We start from the raw sequence: 22,227 nt of genomic DNA, 5'->3' as shown, positions 1-22,227 counted from the left end.
ATCTTATTTTGTCACTTTCACTACGCCGAATACAACATCCTCGCCGTTGATGTTCCATTCCTTCGTGTAGCCAGCCATCTCACCAAGCATAATGTTGTCAGCCATGACCTCGCTCTTTAACTCGTCCGCGTACTTCTTGATCAGATCTGCGATCTTCTCATTCTTGTCCGCGTAAACGTAGATGTGGTCCATAACCTCGAATCCAGCCTCTTTACGCATGGTCTGGATCTTGCTGACGATCTCGCGGTAGAAGCCTTCCTCGAGAAGCTCCGGTGTCAGTGTTGTGTCGAGAACAACGGTCACGGTATTGTCTGCCTCGGATACATAACCTTCTGTCTGTGCCATGTCGATCAGGAGGTCATCCTTTGTGAGAACGACTTCATTTCCGTCAAAGTTGAAGGTCAGAGCGCCCTTCTCGTTCAACGTATCCATCGCTGCGTTTCCGTCTAACTCAGCCAGAGCTTTCTTGATATTTCCGAGCTGTTTTCCGTACTTCGGTCCTACCGTCTTAAGCTGCGGCTTGAAGGTGTAGGAGGTAAAGCTTCTCACGTCGTCTGTGAACTCTACGGACTTCACATTCAACTCGTCCTCGATGATTTCCTGGTAGAACTCCGGAAGCTTCTCCGGTGCCTTTACGAACATCTTTGCGATCGGCTGACGGTTCTTGATGTTTGCGGTATTTCTTGCCGCACGTCCCATCACAACGATCTTTAAGACTTCATCCATCTTTGCTTCCAGCTCGGCATCGATATGTGCCTCATCAACGGTCGGGAAGTCGCAGAGGTGGATGCTCTCCGGAGCCGTCTTATCGATGGATCTTACCAGGTTCTGGTAGATCTCCTCTGTCATGAACGGGATCATCGGAGCTGCTGCCTTGCTGATCGTCACAAGAGCTGTGTAAAGAGTCATGTAAGCGTTGATCTTATCCTGCTCCATGCCCTTTGCCCAGAAACGCTCACGGCTTCTTCTGACATACCAGTTGCTCATGTCATCCACAAACTCCTGGAGTGCTCTTGCTGCCTCCGGGATGCGGTAGTTCGCAAGGTCATCATCCACTGCCTTAACAGTAGAATTTAACTTGGATAACAGCCATTTGTCCATGACCGGAAGCTTATCGTACTCCAGTGTGTACTTGGTCGCGTCAAAGTTATCAATATTCGCATAGAGAACGAAGAATGCATAGGTGTTCCAGAGAGTACCCATGAACTTTCTCTGTCCTTCCATAACAGCCTTTCCATGGAAGCGGTTCGGCAGCCACGGTGCGCTGTTGATGTAGAAGTACCAGCGGATCGCGTCGGCACCATATGTCTTCAGGGCGTCAAACGGATCGACAGCGTTTCCTTTGGACTTACTCATCTTCTGTCCGTTCTCATCCTGAACGTGGCCGAGAACGATAACGTTCTGGTACGGCGGCTCATTAAAGAGCAGCGTGGACTCAGCGAGCAGGGAGTAGAACCATCCTCTTGTCTGGTCAACAGCCTCGGAGATGAACTGTGCCGGGAACTGTTTGTGGAAAAGCTCCTGGTTCTCGAACGGATAGTGGTGCTGCGCGAACGGCATTGCGCCGGAGTCGAACCAGCAGTCGATAACCTCCGGTACACGGTGCATTTCTTTTCCGCAGTCCGGGCAGGTGATCACTACATCGTCGATAAACGGACGGTGAAGTTCAACCTCTCCCTTGTCTCCATCCATCTCCTTGCTGTATTTCTTAACAACATCCTGATAATTCGGGCTCATCTTCTTTAATTCTTCACGGCTGCCGATGCAGTGCATCTTTCCGCACTCACACTGCCATACCGGAAGAGGTGTGCCCCAGTAACGGTTTCTGGAGATTCCCCAGTCCTGAACATTCTCCAGCCAGTCACCGAAGCGTCCCTTACCGATGGATTCCGGGATCCAGTTGATCTTATTGTTGTTGCGGATCAGATCATCCTTCACCGCTGTCATCTTGATGAACCAGGACTCTCTCGCATAGTAGATAAGCGGTGTGTCACAGCGCCAGCAGAACGGGTAGCTGTGCTCGAAGGCCGGTGCCTCGAATAACAGGCCTTTTTCCTTTAAGTCTTTTAAGACCATCGGATCCGCTTTCTTCACGAATACGCCTGCGTACGGAGTCTCCTTTGTCATGTCGCCCTTTGCGTCTACAAGCTGTACAAACGGGAGATCATAACGGCGGCCTACCTGGGCATCGTCCTCACCAAAGGCCGGTGCAATGTGTACCACGCCGGTACCGTCTGTCAGGGTTACATAATCCGCGCATGTCACGAAGTATGCCTTCTTGTGCTGTTTCTCGCAGATCTCAACTGCGCAGTCAAATAACGGCTCGTATTCCTTGTACTCAAGATCCTTACCGGTGCAGGTCTCAAGAACTTCATATGCCGGAGTTCCATTTTCCTTATCCGCAAGCTTTCCGAGAACGGCATCAAGCAGGGCTTCTGCCATATAGTAGGTATAGCCGTCTGCAGCCTTTACCTTTGCGTAGGTCTCCTTCGGATTTACGCAGAGAGCCACGTTGCTCGGAAGTGTCCACGGTGTTGTGGTCCATGCAAGGAAGTATGCGTCCTCGCCTTTTACTTTGAAGCGGGCGATGGCAGATTTCTCTTTTACATCCTTATATCCCTGGGCAACCTCATGGCTGGAAAGCGGTGTTCCGCAGCGCGGGCAGTACGGAACGATCTTAAAGCCCTTATATAAAAGTCCCTTATCCCAGATCTGTTTTAATGCCCACCATTCGGATTCGATATAGTCATCATGGTAGGTAACATACGGATTATCCATATCAGCCCAGAAACCAACGGTGCTGGAGAAATTCTCCCACATTCCTTTGTATTTCCAGACGCTCTCTTTACATTTCTCAATGAACGGCTCAACACCGTACTGCTCGATCTGCTCTTTTCCGTCGAGACCAAGAAGCTTCTCGACCTCAAGCTCTACCGGAAGTCCGTGGGTATCCCATCCGGCCTTACGCGGAACCATATAGCCCTTCATGGTGCGGTATCTCGGGATCATATCCTTGATAACACGGGTAAGTACGTGTCCGATATGCGGTTTTCCGTTTGCGGTAGGCGGTCCGTCATAGAATACGTAAGGGGTTCCTTTTCTGCGGCTGTCGATACTCTTTTCAAAGATCTTTTCATCTTTCCAGAATTTCTCAACCTGTTTTTCCCTGTCCACAAAGTTCAGGTCTGTTGATACTTTCTCGTACATGACACATTTCCTCCAATCAATGTTTTGCGCATAACTTTCTCGTTGTTATGCTCTTCGTGTTTTGTGTGTCGTATGCTGAATTAGTAATGAAAAAGAATGTGCCTTGGCACATTCTCGCGCCTCGCGCGGTCGCTTGCGACAGTCTACATCTTCGCGCGAGTGCGCATCTTTGGCACGTCAGTGCCTTTTTATGTACCAGGGAATTCTTCGGAATTTCCTGGTACATAAAAAAGCCCCATTCTCAATGAGAACAGGGCGAAAATAACGCTTTTAACCACCTATTGCTGCATACTGACATATGAGTTCCCTTTAACGGCGGAATCACCGGGTACACTTACTTTCCAAAAGCAGTACCGCTTTCAGGGTTCAGCTTCCAGCTCGGGAGTGATCTTCCTTTCACGAAAAAGCACCGGGCTTCCATCGTCCCCGGCTCGCTTTGGCTTTCTGCTTGTGAACCTACTGTCTCCGTCATGGCTTTTTTCTATGGATTGTCTGAATGTAACCATCGAATCTGTTCATAGTTACATTTTTTTACACTCAGACAAAATAATGATGTTGGGGTCAAAAGGTCTTTTGCCCCCTTTGATACCGGATTGTTTCGCACTACGTGCTTCCACAATCCTCAAAACATTCATAATCCGCTCATTTTTCTACGAAAAATGGCTACTTATTCATGTTTTAGGCGGGTCCCAAGGTCAAAAATCCTCTTGCAAGCAAGCTTGCATCAGATTTCCGACCTTTTGACCTTGGTATCAAAATAATTATAGTAATAAGGTATTTAAAAGTCAAGGGAATCCCTCGGGAGTTGCGAAATCTTTCCATATTGATGCCGTCTTCCTGTTTTCTTTCTTAACTTTTTAGGCACATTTTACGTTCTTTTGAAGTGTTCGTTACTTTTTTAACACGCAATTTGCCTTTTCGCACAAGAACTGATATAATCAACCACAACACGTTTGACAGCCGCCCGGTTCTTTTGGGGTGAACCGCACTTAAGCTGTCGTTATCGTCCGGCATTTTTATACGCTCCGGACTGCTGCGTTTAATATTCCGCTGACACTTACCGCGGAGAAATTTAAGGAGAAACATTATGAGCAAACGAAACCTGACGCTGCTTACAGATCTCTACGAGCTGACCATGATGCAGGGTTACTTTCATGCAAAGGATGCAAATGAGACCGTCATCTTCGACGCATTCTACCGCACAAATCCGGATGGAAACGGATTTGCCATCGCGGCCGGCTTAGAGCAGGTTGTCGAATACATCGAAAATTTACACTTTGATAAGGAAGATATCGATTATCTCCGCACCACAGGACTCTTCGGGGAAGATTTTCTGGAGTACCTCTCCACCTTCAAATTCACCGGTGATATCTACGCAATCCCGGAAGGAACCGTCGTATTCCCGAGAGAACCTCTCGTAAAGGTCATCGCCCCGATCATGCAGGCCCAGCTTGTTGAGACCGCGATCTTAAATATCATCAACCACCAGAGCCTGATCGCAACAAAGACTTCCCGGATCGTCCATGCAGCCCGCGGAGACGGAGTTATGGAGTTCGGTTTAAGACGTGCCCAGGGTCCGGATGCCGGAATCTACGGTGCGAGAGCCGCTATGATCGCCGGCTGTATCGGTACCTCCAATGTTCTCTGCGGCCAGATGTTCGATGTCCCGGTAAAAGGAACCCATGCCCACAGCTGGATCATGAGTTTCCCGGATGAGCTCACCGCCTTCCGCACCTACGCGAGACTCTATCCGACTGCATGTATCCTGTTAGTCGACACTTACGACACCTTAAATTCGGGTATCCCGCATGCGATCCAGGTATTCAAGGAGATGCGCGCCGAGGGAATCCCGCTTACCTTCTACGGAATCCGTATGGACAGCGGAGACCTCGCTTATCTCTCCAAAGAGGCGAAAAAAATGCTCGATGCGGAAGGCTTCACGGACGCTGTGATCTCCGCATCCAACGATCTCGATGAGACCCTGATCACAAGCTTAAAGAACCAGGGCGCAACCATCAACTCCTGGGGTGTCGGCACAAACCTGATCACCTCCAAGGACTGCCCGTCCTTCGGCGGTGTTTATAAGCTCGCGGCGATCATGGACAAGAAGACTGGAACCTTCATCCCGAAGATCAAGCTCTCCGAGAACGAGGAGAAGATCACAAACCCGGGCAACAAGACCACCTACCGTATCTACGGAAAGGACAGCCACAAGGTCATCGCGGACATTATCTGTCTCGTGGGAGAGACCTTCAACGAGGACGAACCGTTACTGCTCTTCGACCCGGTGGCAACTTGGAAAAAGACCCTCCTCGCTCCCGGAACCTACACGATGCGTGAGCTTCCGGTACAGGTATTCAAGGACGGCGAGTGTGTCTACCACTCCCCGAAGGTCATGGATATCCAGAAATACTGCAAGGAAGAGCTCAATACCTTATGGGATGAGACAAAGCGTCTTGTAAACCCGCATGAGGTCCATGTGGATCTTTCCAAGCCGCTTTGGGATATGAAGCATGCTCTGCTAGACAAATATCATTTCGAGTAAATTCCAGTTCACATGTTCCTCATGACAGCGGCATGCACCGCCGGATCCATTTAACCATGAAACCATATACCGCCCGGAGTATTTTCAGTCTCCGGGCATTCTGCAAAAAGAGGGAAATACTATGAGCGCAACAGATATCGCCACATCCGTCGATGTGGACCTTGACTTAATTTATGAACAGACAAAAGCGATCGCCGAGGAGCTGATCAATACCGCCGCAATGAAACCGGGGCAGATCCTGGTGGTGGGCTGCTCCTCCAGCGAGATCGCTGCCCACGCGATCGGCTGCTACTCCAGCAGCGAAGTCGGACAGGCTGTCTTTACCGCCCTTTCCCATGTGACAAAGAAACACGGTCTCTACCTCGCTGCCCAGTGCTGTGAGCACTTAAACCGCGCTCTGATCATCGAGGAAGAGTGCGCCGAGAAATATGGCCTTGAGATGGTGAATGTAAAGCCGCAGTTGAAGGCCGGCGGTTCCTTCTCCACCGCCGCGTGGAGTGGCTTTGAGCATCCCTGCGCAGTGGAATTTATAAAAGCACACGCCGGGATCGATATCGGTGACACCTTGATCGGTATGCATCTGCGCCATGTCGCCGTTCCGGTCCGCACCACCATCAAATCCATCGGCTCCGCCCATGTTGTCTGTGCGAGAACACGGCTCAAATATATCGGCGGCGAGCGGGCTGCTTATCAGAAATAAAAAAGGGGCTGTCGCACTAACGTGCGGCAGCTCATTTTATATATCCAACACAAAACGCCGAGCTTCGAAAAGCCCGGCGTCCGTGGTATAATCAGTTTATGCGACTAAACAAAATAATACAGAAGGATTATACCTCATCCTGAATTATTCACGGCAAAGCCGTGATCGTGGCTGAAAGCCACATAGTTATTGTATTTTAATTACATATTGATTTTCACTTGTTAAGTGAATAAAAAGAGCATCCATTTGTGGTAAAATTAAGGTGTCTAATCAAAATAAAAACCAACAAAGGAGCCCTTTATGAGTATTGTAAACACCTTTTCACTTCAAAGCAATAGGCAAATTAAAATAAATTTTGATGAAGGCGACCTATCCTCCGATGCAGGCTTACTCCTCATCAAAGAGTTCATAAGCAGACTTGGCATTGAACGGATTTTAAACCGTTCATTTAAGACCGATGATTCTGCAGTGTTTCGATATCATACGGACAGGGATAACCTTCTCCAGATGATATATATGATCATGGCCGGTTACTTCGAAGATGATGCTTCGGATGAACTGACCAATGATCCTGTTTTTAAAGCTGTACTTGAAAAATCCGCATTAGCATCTCAGCCAACCGTATCAAGATTCTTTAACCGCATGGATGAAGATACTTTAAAGCAATTCCAGGAGATCAGCCGGATACTCAGAAAAAGGATCTACAGCATCCAGATGCCTCAGGCCGTGATCCTGGATCTGGATTCCACGCTCCTCGCAGCATACGGCAAACAGGAAGGCAGGGCATTTAACTTCCATTATCAGAGTAATGGCTACCATCCGCTCGTCTGTTATGACGGAATCACTGGTGATCTGATAAAAATCCAACTCCGTGATGGAGCGGCTTATTCCTGTACCGGTGTAACCGATTTCCTGCAGCCGATTCTCGACGAGTACCTGAATGATTATCCAACCATCCATCTCCTGCTTCGCGGCGATAGTGGTTTTGCAACTCCTGATCTCTATAAACAGTGTGAGGAAAACGGAACAAGCTATGTCATCCGGCTGAAACAAGGTTCTCCGTGAAAAAGCGTCGTTTCTTGCAGATGCACTTACCAGTCGGACTCAAAATAACAAGGTAGACTACGCTGTGGTTTACGGTGAATCCATGTACAAAGCTGGTCCATGGCCTTATGAAAGACGCGTTGTGTGCAAGGTTGAGAAGCCAGAAAACCAAATGGTTTACATGTATACCTTTATCGTCACAAACATGGATTCCTCACCGGAATACCTTATCAAATTTTACTGCAAAAGAGGTCTGATGGAAAACTTCATCAAAGAAAGCAAATCTGGTTTTGATTTTTCTGCGGTGAGCAGTCACAACAGAATCGTAAATGCAAACAGAGTCCAGGTACATGCTCTTGCCTACAACATATTTAATTGGTTTAGACGATTGGTATTATCAGCAGAAATGCAGAAACAACGCATTGATACCGTTCGTTTAAAACTGCTGAAGATTGCTGCAAAAGTAGTCCGTTCAGCAAGATATATCACATTCAAGCTGTGCAGCAGTTGTCCATATAAAGAAGAGTTTTATGACACCCTTTCTGCAATAGGTAAGCTGGATGTACAGCTGGAATAGCAACTGTCAACGAACCTTGACAGCCTGATAATTGCTCAAAAACTCGTCATAGGGATTTTATGCCCTTTTTTCTGACAAATTGAGAGAAGTTATGGCTGCATGGATCATTTTTTCAATTCATGGTGCAAGGTTTAGGTTAGAAATTGCTCCGTGAATAATTCAGGTTTGAGCAAAGTCTTTATGGAATCCATAATTTGTTCGTAAGTAATATCTTTCGCATAAGAAAACTGCTTGCGATACTTGTCCCACATTGTTTTGAGTTCCGGGCTTTCTTCGATGTTGTAAAGAATAGAAGGAACATCTGCAATCTGTTCTGTAGTGCCACGATGCTTGGCAGTTGCACTTAACGCATCAGCAAATACCGCATTATCGAATTTCTGCGTTGTGGTCAGTATATAGGTATCGTAAAAATCTCTGGGACGAGTATTGAACACGCCACGGCGTAAAATAGTTTCAACCTTTTCGGCCATGACGGTTTCAATGTTGTATGCCCACAGCTCATAAGATTTCTCATCATCGAAAATTTCAGAGAAGTTGTACTGCACCGCATGGGGTGTAATAGCATCACCGGTGGACACATCAATGCTAAGTGGAGTCAGCAGAGTATCAAACTTGGCGTTCAGCATGACACGGTATCCGCCGTAAATATCATCTTCACGGATGGGCGAAATTGTGCCAATCTCGAATACAACGCCGTCATCGAATGCGATGTCACAAACATCTTCCAACGCACTGCGAATTGCTTCCGGTGTAAGGGGCAGATTTTTAAGAGTGGTGTCCATATCCATGGTTGCGCGGTTGTCGAGTCCGACAATGGCGGCTACCAACATACCGCCCTTTAATACAAACTTCTCTTTGTATTCGGAAGCGGAAAGGCGGACAAGCAGACGCTCAAACATATAGTTCTGCAGAATGACCTGTGCAGGGATATTCTTCTGTTTTGCGATATTGCGAATTTTCGCCTTCAAACTCATTGCTTTACTCACAGAAGCACCTCCAAATATTGACGCAACACTTTTTCAACACGCATCTGTTTTGCATATGTATTCAGTTGGTTTAGGTTTTTCTTCGGGCTTGCGGCGTACATTTTAAGTGCCGCTAAAAATGTTTCAGTTCCCAATTTGTTACGGCTGCGAATTACATCACAAATGGTGCGTTCAAGATCGTATGCAGGAACATCATTTCCAGCAGGTGTTCTCAGCGTTGTTTTGCCAAGTTCAAACAATTCAGGCTTGATATAATACACTTTGCATTCAGATTTAATTGCCGCAGAAGGAATACAACCAGACGGTGCAGTAACCGTATGCTCAAATGGAGTACGGTCAGAAATTCCGTGAAGGTAAAGAGCTGTTTCGTGAGAAAAAATGATTCTTTCTGAACGGTTACTGATTGCCAATAATTCATCCTGCATATCATCGGGAAGAATGTACTGGCCTTTTACAATACGATGGATTTTATCTTCTTTGCACAACTTATAAAGCATCGCCTTGGAGATGCCGCGTTGCGCTGCTATTTTCGTTTCAATAATTCCGCCATGCGTTTTTGCAATAGCGGTGAGTTCAGTCATGTAATCCATACACTCACCTCGATTATAATAACTCAATAATATTATACTTATAATTACGATTAAAGTCAATATCTTGTTGGAAACATTCGAAAAATATTTACAATTAAATTACGACTGAAGTAAACGGCAATCTAAAGCAAGACATTTACCATACACCAAAAATCGAACAACAACAGAGGGGCTGTCGCACTAACGTGCGGCAGCTCCTTTTATATATCCAACACAAAACGCCGAGCTTCGAAAAGCCCGGCGTCCGTGGTATAATCAGTTTATGCGACTAAACAAAATAATACAGAGGGATTATACCTCATTTTCGCTGGATTATCAAATCAAACTTCCGCTGGATTTAGAGATTTCTATTCCATCTGATGATCCAGTTCGTCTGGTAAGTGCCTTTGTGGAGGAAATGGACCTTTCTGAACTCAGGCATACCGAAAGGGATGTCTGGGAATGAACTGTGTTTATAAGGGATGAGGGCGAAATCACAACCGATTTCGCCCCCATTTGGGCATAAAGCAGGGCTGCCGCCCAGCAAAAAATATTTGCTAATGCGACAGCCCCTTCTTTTCGATGCTTTTCATTCAGCAGGCAATGAAATAGAACAGTGCCATAACGTAAGCATATGACTTAATAATTTTCTTCGCGAACTTCAAAGTAGCTCTGCGGATGGCTGCAGACCGGACATACCTGCGGTGCCTTTGTTCCGATCACGATATGCCCGCAGTTGCGGCACTCCCATACCTTTACTTCACTCTTTTCGAATACAGAAGCTGTCTCCACATTTTTAAGAAGGGCACGGTAGCGCTCCTCATGGTGCTTCTCGATCTCGCCTACCATACGGAATTTTGCTGCGAGAGCATGGAAACCTTCCTCATCGGCGGTCTTCGCAAAATCCTCGTACATATCGGTCCACTCGTAGTTTTCCCCTGCTGCGGCTGCCGCAAGGTTTGCAGCGGTATCGCTGATTCCATCTAACTCCTTGAACCACATCTTCGCGTGCTCTTTCTCGTTGTCAGCTGTCTTTAAGAATAAAGCTGCGATCTGCTCGTATCCCTCCTTCTTTGCTACGGATGCAAAGTAGGTATATTTATTTCTTGCCTGGGATTCACCGGAGAATGCTGCCTCGAGGTTCTTTTCTGTTTTTGTTCCTGCGTATCTGCTCATAGTGTTGAACTCCTTTCTGATTCTTGTTTTCTTATTGTTTTCCCTTCTTTTTGCAAAATGATTCTTTCTGTTCCTGTAATTTACCGTTTCTGTCTGACGGTCGTCTTTTTTGTTGTATATCGTCTTGTCTGTTGCGTATCGTCTTGTCTGTTGCGTATCGTCTTGTTTATGGTTGTATTCTAACATACTTTGTTTTAAATGTCAATAATAGTAATTATTATTGTTTTTCAGGATTTATTTACTTTTGCTCCAAACAGTTTTTCACGACCTTCTGTCAAAAACGCCAAAAATACGCCCGGCACATTTGGAGCTTCCATTGTAGAAAAAGAATGTGCCTGGCACATTCTTGCGCCTCGCGCGGTCGCGTGCGGCAATTTACATCTTCGCGCAAGTGAGCATCTTTAGCACGTTAATGCCTTTTATGTAGCAGGGAATTCCCCGGCATTTCCTGCTGCATAAAAAGACTGCCGATCCACATATCAACCGATATGAACCCGCAGTCTTTCTCATATATTTTTATCTGTTTTTTCTTCCCTTAGTCCGCGAATAACGGTGTGGAAAGGTATCTGTCGCCGGTATCCGGAAGCAGTGCCACGATCGTCTTTCCTGCGTTTTCCGGTCTCTTCGCAAGTTCGATCGCTGCCCAGATCGCCGCACCGGAGGAAATTCCCACGAGGACTCCTTCCTTCTTTCCAACTAACTTTCCTGCCGCAAACGCATCATCATTCTCCACAGCGATGATCTCATCATAGATCTTCGTGTCGAGAACATCCGGAACAAATCCGGCTCCGATTCCCTGGATCTTGTGGGATCCTGCCTTGCCCTGGCCCAGTACCGGGGAGCTTGCCGGTTCCACCGCAACGACCTTCACATTCGGATTCTGCTTCTTTAAATATCTTCCGGTTCCGGTGATGGTTCCGCCGGTGCCGACACCAGCGACAAAAACATCAACCTTGCCGTCCGTATCTTCCCAGATCTCCGGCCCGGTTGTTCTCTCATGAACTTCCGGATTCGCAGGGTTTACAAACTGTCCCGGAATAAAGCTTCCCGGAATCTCCTTTGCGAGCTCCTCCGCCTTTGCGATCGCGCCCTTCATTCCCTTTGCGCCCTCCGTGAGCACAAGCTCTGCGCCGTAGGCTTTCATAAGCTGGCGTCTCTCCACGCTCATGGTCTCAGGCATAACGATAATGATCCGGTAACCGCGGGCAGCCGAAACCGACGCAAGACCGATTCCTGTGTTTCCGGAAGTCGGCTCGATAATCGTAGAACCAGTCTTTAAGATTCCCTTCGCCTCAGCGTCATCGATCATCGCCTTCGCGATCCTGTCCTTTACCGATCCGGCCGGATTGAAATATTCCAGCTTCGCAAGGATCTTCGCGTTAAGTCCCTCGGATTTTTCAATCTGTGTAAGCTCTAAGAGCGGAGTCTTTCCGATCAGCTGGTCTGCGGATGTATATATGTTTGCCATAAGTTATTACCTACCTTTCATATATGTTAATAGGATTATATGGCGATATCATCTGTTTGTCAAGTCTCATTCCGGATATCATGTTAGAAAATTTCTATCATATATCACAACACCTTTATCCTTTTCACTGTCTTTATTTCCCTTAAACCTTGTATTATAATAGGAATAATGTTAAACTTACATTACGATCAAAAATATTCAGCAACTCGCAGCAGCATGGGAGGATACAGATTATGATGGTTTCAACAAAAGGCCGCTACGCTCTCCGCGTCCTGATCGATCTTGCGGAGCACCAGACCGACGGCTATATTCCATTAAAAGATACAGCAGCGAGACAGGAAATCTCTGAAAAATACCTCGAGGGCATCATCAAAATCCTCGTAAAGGCAAAACTCTTAGAGGGGGTCCGCGGTAAAGGCGGCGGATATCGTCTCACAAAAGCACCGGAACAGTACACAGTCGGCAGCATCCTTCGCCTCACTGAAAACTCCATGGCTCCGGTAGCCTGCTTAGATCCCGGCAGCACCAACTGTCCCAGAATGGGAAGCTGTAAAACTCTCCCTCTCTGGCAGGGTCTCGACAAAGTCGTCAACGAATACTTAGACGGCATCACCATCGCCGATCTCGTGCAGAATGGTCAGCCCGGGGATGATTATGTAATATAAGAACTTTTCCTTCGCACAGCCACAACCAGCCGCCGGTCAGCATTCAGACACAGACGCATATTTTCCAGGCATGGTTTCCTCTTAGCTCGCGGGAGAATGCGTTGGGGGACAGGCGGCACTTGTTTGAGCCGAAGGCGAGTTGTGCCGACTTTTCCCCGTCCTTAGCATTCTTTCGCAAGCTTAGAGGAACCGCCCGGAAAATCCAAGCGTCTGAGGCTGAACGCTGACCGGCAGCGTACTCTCGCCAAAATCGTCGCTCCCGTCCCCCCCCCCCAAAAAAAAGGACAGCCTTGCGGCTGCCCTTCACCTATTTCCATATCCAATTCCATTCCCGGAAATATCGTCCCTAATTCCAGAAGTCCACCTTCTCCTTCAGTCCAATATGCTCCGCCTTAAACACCGGATTCTTTCCGGCCTTTTTCTGCTCTGTATAATCCTCAAGACACCGCAGTACCGGCTTCAGGAGAATAACGATCACCGGCACATTGATCAGCGCCATGAAGCCCATCAGCACATCCGCTGTATCCCAGACAATACCAAGCTTCATCGTAGCGCCGACGCACACAACCACCGCAGCAACAATCCTCATGCACCACTTTGCCCCATTAGATGGAGTCATGCCGCAAAGATACGCAAGCCCTGTCTCCGCATAATAGAAGTTTCCAAGCAGAGTCGTAAATGCAAACAGGAACAGGGAAACTGTAATAAACACAACACCAAACTTGCCGAGTGTGTTGTTCATAGCCGCCTGCACATAGGCCATTCCGGCCATATCCGCATCCGGCTCCACACCGGAGCAGAGCAGCAGCATCGCAGTTGCTGTACAGATCATACAGGTATCAAGGAATACAGAAAGCACCTGAACAAGTCCCTGCTTTACCGGATGGGAAACACCCGCGGAACCAGCCGCACACGCAGCAGCGCCGACACCGGCTTCGTTAGAGAAAAGACCTCTCTTGATACCAAGCATGACCGCAGACCCCGTAAATCCGCCGAAAATTGCTTTCACATCAAACGCGTTGCGGAAGATCTCTGCGAACACTCCTGGAAGAAGTGTGATATGGGTCACGATCACGAACACGGCAACCGCAATGTAAAAGAATCCCATGAACGGAACGATCTTTTCCGTGATCCCTGCGATCTGTTTTCCACCGCCGCTGATGCAGACGAAGAATAACACTGCAAGCACGCCGCCGATGATCCATTTTGCAAGGTTTTCATTCTGGGAGTATGCCGGAATGACACGGAATGCATCTGCGATATTGAAGGATGCAACCAGATTGAAGCCGACCATGTAGGTCAGGATCATGAACACTGCAAACAGGATTCCGAGCCAGTGTTTTCCGGTTGCCTGATCGATGTAGTAGGACGGACCGCCGTAGCAGCCGCCGTCATCGGAACGGCGCTTATAGATCTGAGCCAGAGTTCCCTCCACGAAAGCAGTAGACATTCCCAGAAGCGCTGTGAGCCACATCCAGAATAATGATCCGAGTCCGCCGAGACAGATTGCTGTGGATACGCCTGCGATGTTTCCGGTTCCCACACGGGATGCCGTCGAAACCATGAGTGCCTGAAAGGACGAGATCGCCTTGTCATCCTCACTCGGTGCGAGAACGACCCGCAAAGATTCCTTTAAATAGCGGAACTGAACAAACTTTGTGCGAACCGTAAAGTAGATTCCGCCTGCAACAAGTAAGATGATCAGGATGTATGTGTAAAGATAATTACTGAGATTCCCGATCAGTGCCCCATACAAATCGTACATGTGTTGTTACCCCTCTTTTTTCTTTTTTTGTTACCCCAAAATTTTACTGTAAGTTACCCGTATTTACAATCATTTTTCCAGAAAATTCTGCCAGAACTGCACCTTCCATTATACCTCCCTTTCCTAATTTTTCTCTAAAGAAGAAAGTTTCCGTCTGCCCATTTTTCTCTGGGTTCCCGTACCACTTTCATACTTTCATCGTAACCTGATGAACTGTTACCCTTCATCAAAAAAAATGCTCAGTCCTTCTTCGCAAAAATATGCAATTTCATCTGTGAGGAAAGGAACTGCAGGATTTTTCTCCCAGCAATGCTGTTTCCCTTTGCGTCCAGGGACGGACCATAGATTCCGATTCCCATCTTCCCGTCAACAACAGACAGCAGTCCGCCACCGACACCGCTCTTAGAAGGAATTCCCACGCGGACCGCAAATTCCCCGGACCCGTCATACATGCCGCAGGTCAGCATGATCGTCTTCACGACTCTCACGGTATCGGAATTCAGCAGCCGCTTTCCGGACGGATCCACTCCATCGTTTGCAAGCAGAAGTCCCAATCCCGCAAGGCTTTCCGCCGTGACGCTCAGCGAGCACATTTTCACATAGAAATCCAGCGCTTCCTCCACATTTCCATTGATCACGCCCTTGCTCTCTAAAAGATAGGCGATGGCGCGGTTTCTCGCCACCGTTGACATCTCTGAACCGTAGACTTTCTCATCCAGAACGATCCCGTCATCCTGACAGAAACATCTCGCCAGCTTCAGCATCTCCTCAAACGATACCTTCGGCTCAATAAAGCTCGCCACTGCGATTGCTCCAGAATTGATCATCGGATTGTATGGATGGCTGTTAGATCCCTCAAGCTTGATCAGGGAGTTGAAGGCGTCCCCCGACGGTTCCATCCCCACATTCTCAAACACCATGTCAAACCCGCAGACCTCAAGGGCTACCGCAAGGCTGATAACCTTCGAAATACTCTGGATGCTGAACCGGTCCTTCGTATCCCCGCAGGAGAACCGGCTTCCATCCCGGCAGAAAATACTGATTCCAAGCTTATTCTTGTCCGCTCTTCCAAGCTCCGGAATATAGGTCGCAACCTCTCCCTCTTTGATGTATGGGCGTCCCGTTTCCAGTGCCTCATTGATCAGATCCTGAAACATAACTTTTGTTTACTCCTTTCCTCTATGACCTTTCACTCCTGCTGCCGCACTTTCCATACTTCGCAGGAAACTCCTGTCAGCACATTTTCCGTGCTTTTTTCTTATTTTAAACGTCCTGTCCCCTCTCAAGCCGCTCTCTTACTTCCTTCAAAAACTCTTCCCCGATCCCGGAGATCGGCACATCCGCAAGTGTCACATACCCGAATTCCAGCTTCACCTCGCACCCCGGAATCGGCACAGAAACTGCCCGGAAATCCGACAGCTGCTTGTCGAAGTCATGGATCCCGATGCTGTAAAAATCCGTCTGTGAGATCAGGTTCATGAGCGTCGCACGCCCTGTCACATAAATCTCCTTCTTCTTTCCCGTACTTCCCCCATCCTCATTTGGTCCGAGGATATTGGAGAGAATATCGTCATACAGCCCCATATAGCGGATAAATCCGTAATTCGCAAGATTCTCCCTCGTCATCGGCTTCTTCTCCCGGACGAGCGGATGATCCTTTGAGATCACGATCTGCGGTTCCACATAGGAGAGGAACCGGTATGTAAGGCCTTTCGCCGCCGCCATCATCTGGATCTCCTCATGCCTCTGACTGTCGAAATGGAAAATTCCGATGTCGGCCCGCCCGGAGACTACATCCTCGATAACATCCTCCAACTGCCCCTCATACAGGCGGTGGGTGAATTCCGGCTGATCCTGGTACCGTCGCACGATAGTGATAAAGCTCTCCATCACATGGGAGAACTTTGTCATGGACACCGCCAGGGGCTCTGTCTTCTCCATCTCCTTTAATGGCCGCAGATGCATTCCTTCCATTTCCTTTAAGATCCGCACTGACCGCTCCAAAAACTCATTTCCCTCGGGAGTCAGCGTCACGCCCTGACGGCTCCTGTTTAAGAGCGGCGCCCCAACGGTCTCCTCCAGATCATGAATGATCTTTCCAAGATGGGATTGGGAAACATAGAGCATCTGGGCTGCCTTGTTGATGGAACCAAGTCTCGCCACCTTGATGAAGTATTCCAGATGTTTCAGATTGATATCATAGCTCATGTTCTTCCCTCCCTCATTTTTCTATCTCTCTTCCCGCGCATCGCTGCTGAAAAGAGTTTCTGAAAGCCGCACATTCCTGCGACTTTTCTTGTATATAATGTATCATTTTTTGCCATATCTTTCTACTTCTTTGTTATTCTTTATCAAACTAAGGTTATTTCTCACAGAAAAAACCTTATACATCAAAAGCGGAGTGCCGTCACCTGGACAACACTCCGAAACCATACTTTCATATCTTAATTCACACAAGATTCCAGACCTCAGCTCCCGATCATAATGCTGATGATCTCATCATTCGTCTCCTTCATTCCCTCTTTTGCGAGACGTCCCACGTTGCGGATCGTCGCCTCGATCCCGGCCGTCACGATTCCGTCGCCGTCATCAAAGTTCTGACCACGCTTTGCCATATAATAGCCGATGATCCCCGCGTCCACCGCCTCAGCGATCTTTGCCGCGCAGGACGCTTTCGCGCCATCACAGACCATACCGGAGATAATGGCGACCGCATTGATCACGGTGTGGACCACCTCATCATAGGACGCTCCGGAGAGATACGCGATCCCTGCTCCGGAACCCGCGCCCGCGCTGACTGCGCCGCAGTAAGCGGATAGTCTTCCGATGGGCGTCTTCTGGTGGATCGTCGTGAGATCTGAGAGTGCCATCGCCCGGTACATGGTATCTTCATCGACTCCCAGCTCCGTTGCGTATACGATGACCGGAACAGAAGCCGTGATTCCCTGATTTCCACTGCCGGAGTTGATGATAACCGGAAGCTCACATCCGTTCATTCGTGCGTCGGATCCGGCTGCCGCCATGGCTCTCGCCCGTGTACGGACATCATTTCCGTTCATATCGAGAAGAAGTGCGCCGATGTTGGATCCATACTGCCCACGCATTCCCTCTCTGGCGATTGCCATATTGTAAGTTTTCTGGCGCTCCAGAACCTCTCTGATATCGTTCACATCCACTGTATGGATAAAGTCCCAGATATGCTCCATATCGAGCAGTGAGCGATCCGTAAGACCTTCCTCCTCCTCACCATTCACCGGGATATCCCTAATGACTTCTCCGTTCTTTTCAATATGTACCACATTCGTGTGATAATTTGCGATGCGGACCATGCTGGTATCTGTTCCGCGTGTCAGTGTCACAATAATATCAAAGGTGATGCCGTTATCAATATGTTCCACTTCCACCGGGGTCGTCTGAAGGAATTCCTTCATCGCCGTGATCTGCTCTTTTGTAACAGACGCTATGACCTCAAGTTCCTTTTTCGGATCACCTGCAACGATTCCTGCCGCCGCCGCCGCCGGAATTCCCTTTAAATGATCCGTATTCGGGACGATCACGGATTTTACGTTCTTGATCATGCTGCCGCTGGCTCCTACCTTCACCTTCTCCGGGAGTCCGCCGAGCACTTCTCTCGCGACTGCCGCGCAGTAAGCGATGGCGATCGGCTCCGTACATCCCATCGCCGGCTTCAGTTCCTCTTCCAGAATACTCACATATGCCTGATATCTGATATCGCTTTTCTCCATTGTATCCGTCCTTTCTCCGTTCTTTTCTGCCGATCGGATCACTTTTTCCGCCTGCCATTCATGACTCCGAGTCTCACATCCTGAAAATTCGCATTCTATCCTGCTATTTTCTTGCAATTTCTATATTCTTAGCGTATCATAAGAAGTGCTAAAAGTAAAATTGAACGTTTTAAACAGATCGTTTATAAATTTTTATAGAGAAGAAAGGAATCCGCCATGGAACTTCGAGAGATCCGCACGTTTCTACAGATCGCGCAAAAGCAAAGTTTTTCAAAAGCCGCCGAGGCGTTAGGCTATTCCCAGGCCGCCGTCACGGTCCAGATCAAACAGTTAGAGGAGGAACTCGGCATCCATCTCTTTGACCGTCTCGGAAAAAAGACGGTCCTGACCCATCACGGGGAGATCTTTTACCGCTATGCCGTGACGATCCTTGGCACCGTCGCCGACGCGAAAAACGCGGTTTCCGCCTCCACTGAGCTCTCCGGTGACCTCACCATCGGAACCATTGAATCCATCTGTGAATCCATCTTTCCGGATCTTTTAAAGAAATTCCATCAGCTTTACCCGAACGTCTCCGTGAGCATCGTTCTGGACTCCCCGGATGTTCTTTTGGACCGCATGAACAAGAACTCTATCGATCTGGTCTATCTCCTCGACCAGCCCATTGACGACAAGCGTTTTATAAAAGTTCTGGAAGCGCCGGAAAATATCTCCTTTGTCTCTTCCTCCGTCCACACGCTGGCAAAAAATGATCCCACAGACCTTGCCTCGGTCATCAGCCACCCGTTCCTCCTGACCGAAAAAAATGCCAGCTACCGGTTCGTTCTTGACCGATATCTGGCATCTCTCGGAAAGGAGATCAAGCCTTTCCTGGAAATTGGAAACACTGAATTCATTATCAATATGTTGAAGCAGAACGCCGGGATCTCATTTCTCCCGGAGTTTGCCGTAAGGCATGAAGTGGAATCCGGTATTCTCTCGATCCTGCCGGTAAAGGATTTTCACATGGAGCTCTACCGTCAGGTCCTCTATCACAAAGACAAATGGCACACCGGTGAGATGGACGCCTTTATCGAGCTTGCGAAGGAGACTTTCCGGACTTCGCCCGTTTCAGACGAACACCCTCAAGAATGATGAGGAAGGTCAACATAATAAGCATCGCCGCGCTCACTCCAATGGTCAGCCTGTAATCTCCCGTTATATCATAAAAGGTTCCAAACCACATGTTGAAGGGCGCTCCCAGAAGCGTTCCCACCATGGTGGAATAGGCATATGCTGTACTGTAGGTCTCACCATTCCAGAAGATCCTGCAGAACAGCGGCATCATGACGGATGATAGGGGAAGTGTCACACCATAAAACAGGGAGCCCGCCATCACCGTCTCCGGAGAACCGACAAACAGCAGTACATGTCCAAGAAACGCCAGCGCAATCGAAACTTCAAAGGTCCTGATGATCCCAAGGCTGTCGCTGATCTTTCCGAGGATCAGCTTGCTGGACATGTTTCCGAGAAGGGAGATGCTCGTCATCATGGCCGCTGCCTGCAGCGTCAGGCCGGCTGCGATCCCACAGGGCGTCAGGAAGGAATTCAGGTACGCGCATGACACACTGGTCCAGTATGCACCCACGGCAATATAAAATTCCGGCTGACGCAGCAATTCTTTTATCGGGGTCCCGTTTTCCACGGATGCAGGCGCTGATGTGCCTGATACAGCCCTTTGCTCCACATTCTCTGCCCCGTACGGCAGAAGTCCCATCTCTTCCGGCTTATAGCGGAGAATGAACAGGGAGATCGGGAGGACCAGCGCGGTACTGACGATTCCAACCGCCACATAGCTCACCCTCCATCCGAATACCGGGATCGCCATTCCAAGAAAGCTGCTGCCGATCATGCCGACGAGACCGGAGAACGCCGCGGAGATTCCCACCGCCATTCCGGTCTTTTTCTTAAACCAGTTTCCAAGAATGATCGGCGCCGGGATCATGCAGACGAAGGACGAGGCAATTCCCTGAATGATGCCTGTCAAATGCCACTGCCACAGTTCATGGAAGGTACCCATGAGGGTCGCGCAGCCTCCGTATATGACAGCTGCAATGCTGATCACGATCCGCACATCATGTTTCCGAAAGCTTGTCGCCACAAATGGCAGCGCCAAAGCAGAACTGATGCAGTAGAGCATCCGGTACATCGTAAGTTTTCCCAGCTCAAACCCCAGTTCTTTGCAGATTGGGGAATAAAAGACACCGGCACAGTTGTTGATGAGTCCCAGAGTCGCCCCCTGCAGGATGCAGCAGCCCGCAAGGATGAACCAGGCATAGTGCAGTCTGTTTTTCTTTTGTTCCATTGTTATTTCTGCCTTTCCCCAGCTTTTTTCTTTTCCGCATATCGCCGGTATCCGGCTGTCCGCCCCGAAAACTTCCGGCCACATATCCACCCGGTTCCATCTCCGTCACTCACTCTTATGGCAGGCGCCTGGCCTCTGCGGGCATGCTGAATAAATCCGCGGAATATTCTTTATTCCTTAAGGTTATATTGTAGCATTTTTTCTCCCATTTTCCCATATTTTTTTCATCTTTTTGCCATAAAGAACTTGCAGGATAAATCTTAAGTACTTATAATAGAAAACACGGTAACTGTTCATTACATCGAAACAGTACCGCAGTAAAAAGACATTACCGCCCGACCCCGGCGGCAAAAAATACAATGCCGGTCAGACGGCAGAATGGAGGAATTTCCAATGGCAAAGAAAGAGATCGACTGGTCCAATATCGGATTCGGTTACATCAAAACTGATTACAGATATGTATCCAACTTCAAAGATGGTTCCTGGGATGAAGGGACTCTTACAACTGATGATATGATCACCTTAAACGAGTGTGCATGTGTATTCCAGTATGCACAGACCTGCTTCGAGGGCTTAAAGGCATACACAACGGAGGACGGCCACATCGTAACCTTCCGCCCGGACTTAAACGCTGAGCGTATGATGAACTCTGCAGCAAGACTTGAGATGCCGCAGTTCCCGAAGGAGCGCTTCATTGACGCGATCACAAAGCTGGTTGCGGCAAACGCTGATTTCGTTCCGCCGTACGGTTCCGGCGCAACTCTTTACATCCGTCCGTATATGTTCGGTACAAACCCGGTAATCGGTGTGAAACCGGCATCCGAGTACCAGTTCCGTGCTTTCTGTACACCGGTCGGCCCGTACTTCAAGGGCGGCGCTAAGCCGATCACAATCCGTGTCACAGACTTCGACCGCGCAGCACCTCACGGAACAGGCCACGTAAAGGCCGGCTTAAACTACGCAATGAGCTTACATGCCATCGTTGATGCTCACAAACAGGGCTATGATGAGAACATGTATCTCGACGCTGCTACAAGAACCTATGTTGAGGAGACAGGCGGAGCAAACTTCATCTTCGTTACAAAAGACGGCACAGTCGTAACACCGAAGTCCGACTCTATCCTTCCGTCCATCACACGCCGCTCCATCCTCTACGTTGCTGAGCATTACCTCGGCTTAAAGACAGAGGAGCGTCCGGTTCCGTTTACAGAAGTAAAAGATTTCGCTGAGTGCGGTCTCTGCGGTACCGCTGCTGTTATCTCCCCGGTCGGCAAGATCGTAGACCACGGCAACGAGATCTGCTTCCCGAGCGGAATGGAGAAGATGGGTCCGGTGATCCAGAAGCTCTACGACACATTAACAGGCATCCAGATGGGCCATATCGAGGCACCGGAAGGCTGGATCCATGTGATCAAATAATTAACCGTGTGAATTG

Annotated in this window: 15 protein-coding genes and 1 pseudogene; 6 read left to right on the top strand and 10 right to left on the bottom strand. The window is 48.6% G+C overall.

Annotated elements, in window-relative coordinates:
• Window positions 1-3: 3 nt before the first annotated feature.
• A complete protein-coding gene (gene ileS / locus DW826_RS10815) occupies window positions 4-3,207 on the bottom strand; it encodes an isoleucine--tRNA ligase (RefSeq protein WP_117552716.1) in 3,204 nt (1,067 codons plus the stop codon).
• 1,087 nt (window positions 3,208-4,294) lie between these two features.
• Between ileS and DW826_RS10810 the strand changes: the two genes are divergently transcribed.
• From DW826_RS10810 to DW826_RS10800, 3 genes and pseudogenes are all read left to right on the top strand, one after another.
• Window positions 4,295-5,752, top strand: coding sequence for a nicotinate phosphoribosyltransferase (locus tag DW826_RS10810; RefSeq protein ID WP_117552715.1), 1,458 nt, complete (start codon window positions 4,295-4,297; stop codon window positions 5,750-5,752).
• A gap of 121 nt (window positions 5,753-5,873) precedes the next feature.
• A complete protein-coding gene (locus DW826_RS10805) occupies window positions 5,874-6,452 on the top strand; it encodes a TIGR01440 family protein (protein ID WP_117514663.1) in 579 nt (192 codons plus the stop codon).
• 300 nt (window positions 6,453-6,752) lie between these two features.
• Window positions 6,753-8,073: pseudogene (locus DW826_RS10800) on the top strand (IS1380 family transposase).
• A 131-nt stretch (window positions 8,074-8,204) separates the two neighbouring features.
• On the opposite strand, the gene DW826_RS10795 reads toward DW826_RS10800, so the two are convergent.
• The 4 genes from DW826_RS10795 to cysK all read right to left on the bottom strand — a co-directional run bounded on the left by DW826_RS10795 (window position 8,205) and on the right by cysK (window position 12,272).
• Entirely contained in the window at window positions 8,205-9,059 is an 855-nt protein-coding gene (locus DW826_RS10795) for a nucleotidyl transferase AbiEii/AbiGii toxin family protein (RefSeq protein WP_242990660.1), read from the bottom strand.
• On the bottom strand, window positions 9,056-9,649 hold the full coding sequence (locus tag DW826_RS10790; RefSeq protein WP_015553720.1) for a hypothetical protein: 594 nt from the start codon (window positions 9,647-9,649) through the stop codon (window positions 9,056-9,058). The genes DW826_RS10795 and DW826_RS10790 overlap by 4 nt, the downstream gene beginning before the upstream one ends.
• A gap of 618 nt (window positions 9,650-10,267) precedes the next feature.
• Window positions 10,268-10,804, bottom strand: a complete 537-nt coding sequence (rbr, locus tag DW826_RS10780) for a rubrerythrin (protein WP_015553723.1) — start codon at window positions 10,802-10,804, stop codon at window positions 10,268-10,270.
• Between the two features lie 535 nt (window positions 10,805-11,339).
• Window positions 11,340-12,272 carry a cysteine synthase A gene (gene cysK / locus DW826_RS10775; protein ID WP_117552713.1) on the bottom strand — a complete coding sequence of 311 codons (933 nt, stop codon included), beginning with the start codon at window positions 12,270-12,272 and terminating at the stop codon, window positions 11,340-11,342.
• Between the two features lie 233 nt (window positions 12,273-12,505).
• Between cysK and DW826_RS10770 the strand changes: the two genes are divergently transcribed.
• Window positions 12,506-12,937, top strand: a complete 432-nt coding sequence (locus tag DW826_RS10770) for an Rrf2 family transcriptional regulator (protein ID WP_117552712.1) — start codon at window positions 12,506-12,508, stop codon at window positions 12,935-12,937.
• 346 nt (window positions 12,938-13,283) lie between these two features.
• Here the strand turns inward: DW826_RS10770 and DW826_RS10765 are convergent, their stop codons facing one another.
• The 4 genes from DW826_RS10765 to DW826_RS10750 all read right to left on the bottom strand — a co-directional run bounded on the left by DW826_RS10765 (window position 13,284) and on the right by DW826_RS10750 (window position 18,448).
• Window positions 13,284-14,702 carry an alanine/glycine:cation symporter family protein gene (locus DW826_RS10765; RefSeq protein WP_117470339.1) on the bottom strand — a complete coding sequence of 473 codons (1,419 nt, stop codon included), beginning with the start codon at window positions 14,700-14,702 and terminating at the stop codon, window positions 13,284-13,286.
• Between the two features lie 239 nt (window positions 14,703-14,941).
• Entirely contained in the window at window positions 14,942-15,859 is a 918-nt protein-coding gene (gene glsA / locus DW826_RS10760) for a glutaminase A (RefSeq protein WP_015553728.1), read from the bottom strand.
• A gap of 106 nt (window positions 15,860-15,965) precedes the next feature.
• A complete protein-coding gene (locus DW826_RS10755) occupies window positions 15,966-16,910 on the bottom strand; it encodes a LysR family transcriptional regulator (RefSeq protein ID WP_117515799.1) in 945 nt (314 codons plus the stop codon).
• A gap of 260 nt (window positions 16,911-17,170) precedes the next feature.
• Entirely contained in the window at window positions 17,171-18,448 is a 1,278-nt protein-coding gene (locus DW826_RS10750) for an L-serine ammonia-lyase, iron-sulfur-dependent, subunit alpha (RefSeq protein WP_117470397.1), read from the bottom strand.
• Between the two features lie 216 nt (window positions 18,449-18,664).
• Between DW826_RS10750 and DW826_RS10745 the strand changes: the two genes are divergently transcribed.
• Window positions 18,665-19,582 (top strand): LysR family transcriptional regulator, encoded by a 918-nt coding sequence (locus DW826_RS10745; protein WP_117552711.1) that lies wholly within the window; start codon window positions 18,665-18,667, stop codon window positions 19,580-19,582.
• Here DW826_RS10745 and DW826_RS10740 read toward each other — a convergent pair.
• Entirely contained in the window at window positions 19,518-20,792 is a 1,275-nt protein-coding gene (locus DW826_RS10740; protein WP_181968045.1) for an MFS transporter, read from the bottom strand. The two genes, DW826_RS10745 and DW826_RS10740, sit on opposite strands and share 65 nt — an antisense overlap.
• 393 nt (window positions 20,793-21,185) lie before the next feature.
• Here DW826_RS10740 and DW826_RS10735 point away from each other — a divergent pair, with 393 nt between their 5' ends.
• On the top strand, window positions 21,186-22,211 hold the full coding sequence (locus DW826_RS10735) for a branched-chain amino acid aminotransferase (RefSeq protein WP_021905425.1): 1,026 nt from the start codon (window positions 21,186-21,188) through the stop codon (window positions 22,209-22,211).
• The last annotated feature ends 16 nt before the right edge of the window (window positions 22,212-22,227 follow it).

It is taken from the genome of Clostridium sp. AM34-11AC, assembly GCF_003435375.1.
GTDB lineage: Bacteria > Bacillota > Clostridia > Lachnospirales > Lachnospiraceae > Pilosibacter > Pilosibacter fragilis.
Note: the sequence above shows the minus strand (reverse complement) of the source record. Positions and strands in the feature narration are given on the sequence as shown.

Excerpts from the sequence above, each read along its gene's own strand:
- DW826_RS10740 (WP_181968045.1), bottom strand. The coding sequence starts at position 20,792 with ATGGAACAAAAGAAAAACAGACTGCACTATGCCTGGTTCATCCTTGCG.
- cysK (WP_117552713.1), bottom strand. The coding sequence starts at position 12,272 with ATGGCAAACATATATACATCCGCAGACCAGCTGATCGGAAAGACTCCG.
- DW826_RS10745 (WP_117552711.1), top strand. The coding sequence starts at position 18,665 with ATGGAACTTCGAGAGATCCGCACGTTTCTACAGATCGCGCAAAAGCAA.
- DW826_RS10750 (WP_117470397.1), bottom strand. The coding sequence starts at position 18,448 with ATGGAGAAAAGCGATATCAGATATCAGGCATATGTGAGTATTCTGGAA.
- DW826_RS10755 (WP_117515799.1), bottom strand. The coding sequence starts at position 16,910 with ATGAGCTATGATATCAATCTGAAACATCTGGAATACTTCATCAAGGTG.
- DW826_RS10790 (WP_015553720.1), bottom strand. The coding sequence starts at position 9,649 with ATGGATTACATGACTGAACTCACCGCTATTGCAAAAACGCATGGCGGA.
- DW826_RS10810 (WP_117552715.1), top strand. The coding sequence starts at position 4,295 with ATGAGCAAACGAAACCTGACGCTGCTTACAGATCTCTACGAGCTGACC.
- ileS (WP_117552716.1), bottom strand. The coding sequence starts at position 3,207 with ATGTACGAGAAAGTATCAACAGACCTGAACTTTGTGGACAGGGAAAAA.
- DW826_RS10805 (WP_117514663.1), top strand. The coding sequence starts at position 5,874 with ATGAGCGCAACAGATATCGCCACATCCGTCGATGTGGACCTTGACTTA.
- DW826_RS10735 (WP_021905425.1), top strand. The coding sequence starts at position 21,186 with ATGGCAAAGAAAGAGATCGACTGGTCCAATATCGGATTCGGTTACATC.
- DW826_RS10765 (WP_117470339.1), bottom strand. The coding sequence starts at position 14,702 with ATGTACGATTTGTATGGGGCACTGATCGGGAATCTCAGTAATTATCTT.
- DW826_RS10770 (WP_117552712.1), top strand. The coding sequence starts at position 12,506 with ATGATGGTTTCAACAAAAGGCCGCTACGCTCTCCGCGTCCTGATCGAT.
- glsA (WP_015553728.1), bottom strand. The coding sequence starts at position 15,859 with ATGTTTCAGGATCTGATCAATGAGGCACTGGAAACGGGACGCCCATAC.
- rbr (WP_015553723.1), bottom strand. The coding sequence starts at position 10,804 with ATGAGCAGATACGCAGGAACAAAAACAGAAAAGAACCTCGAGGCAGCA.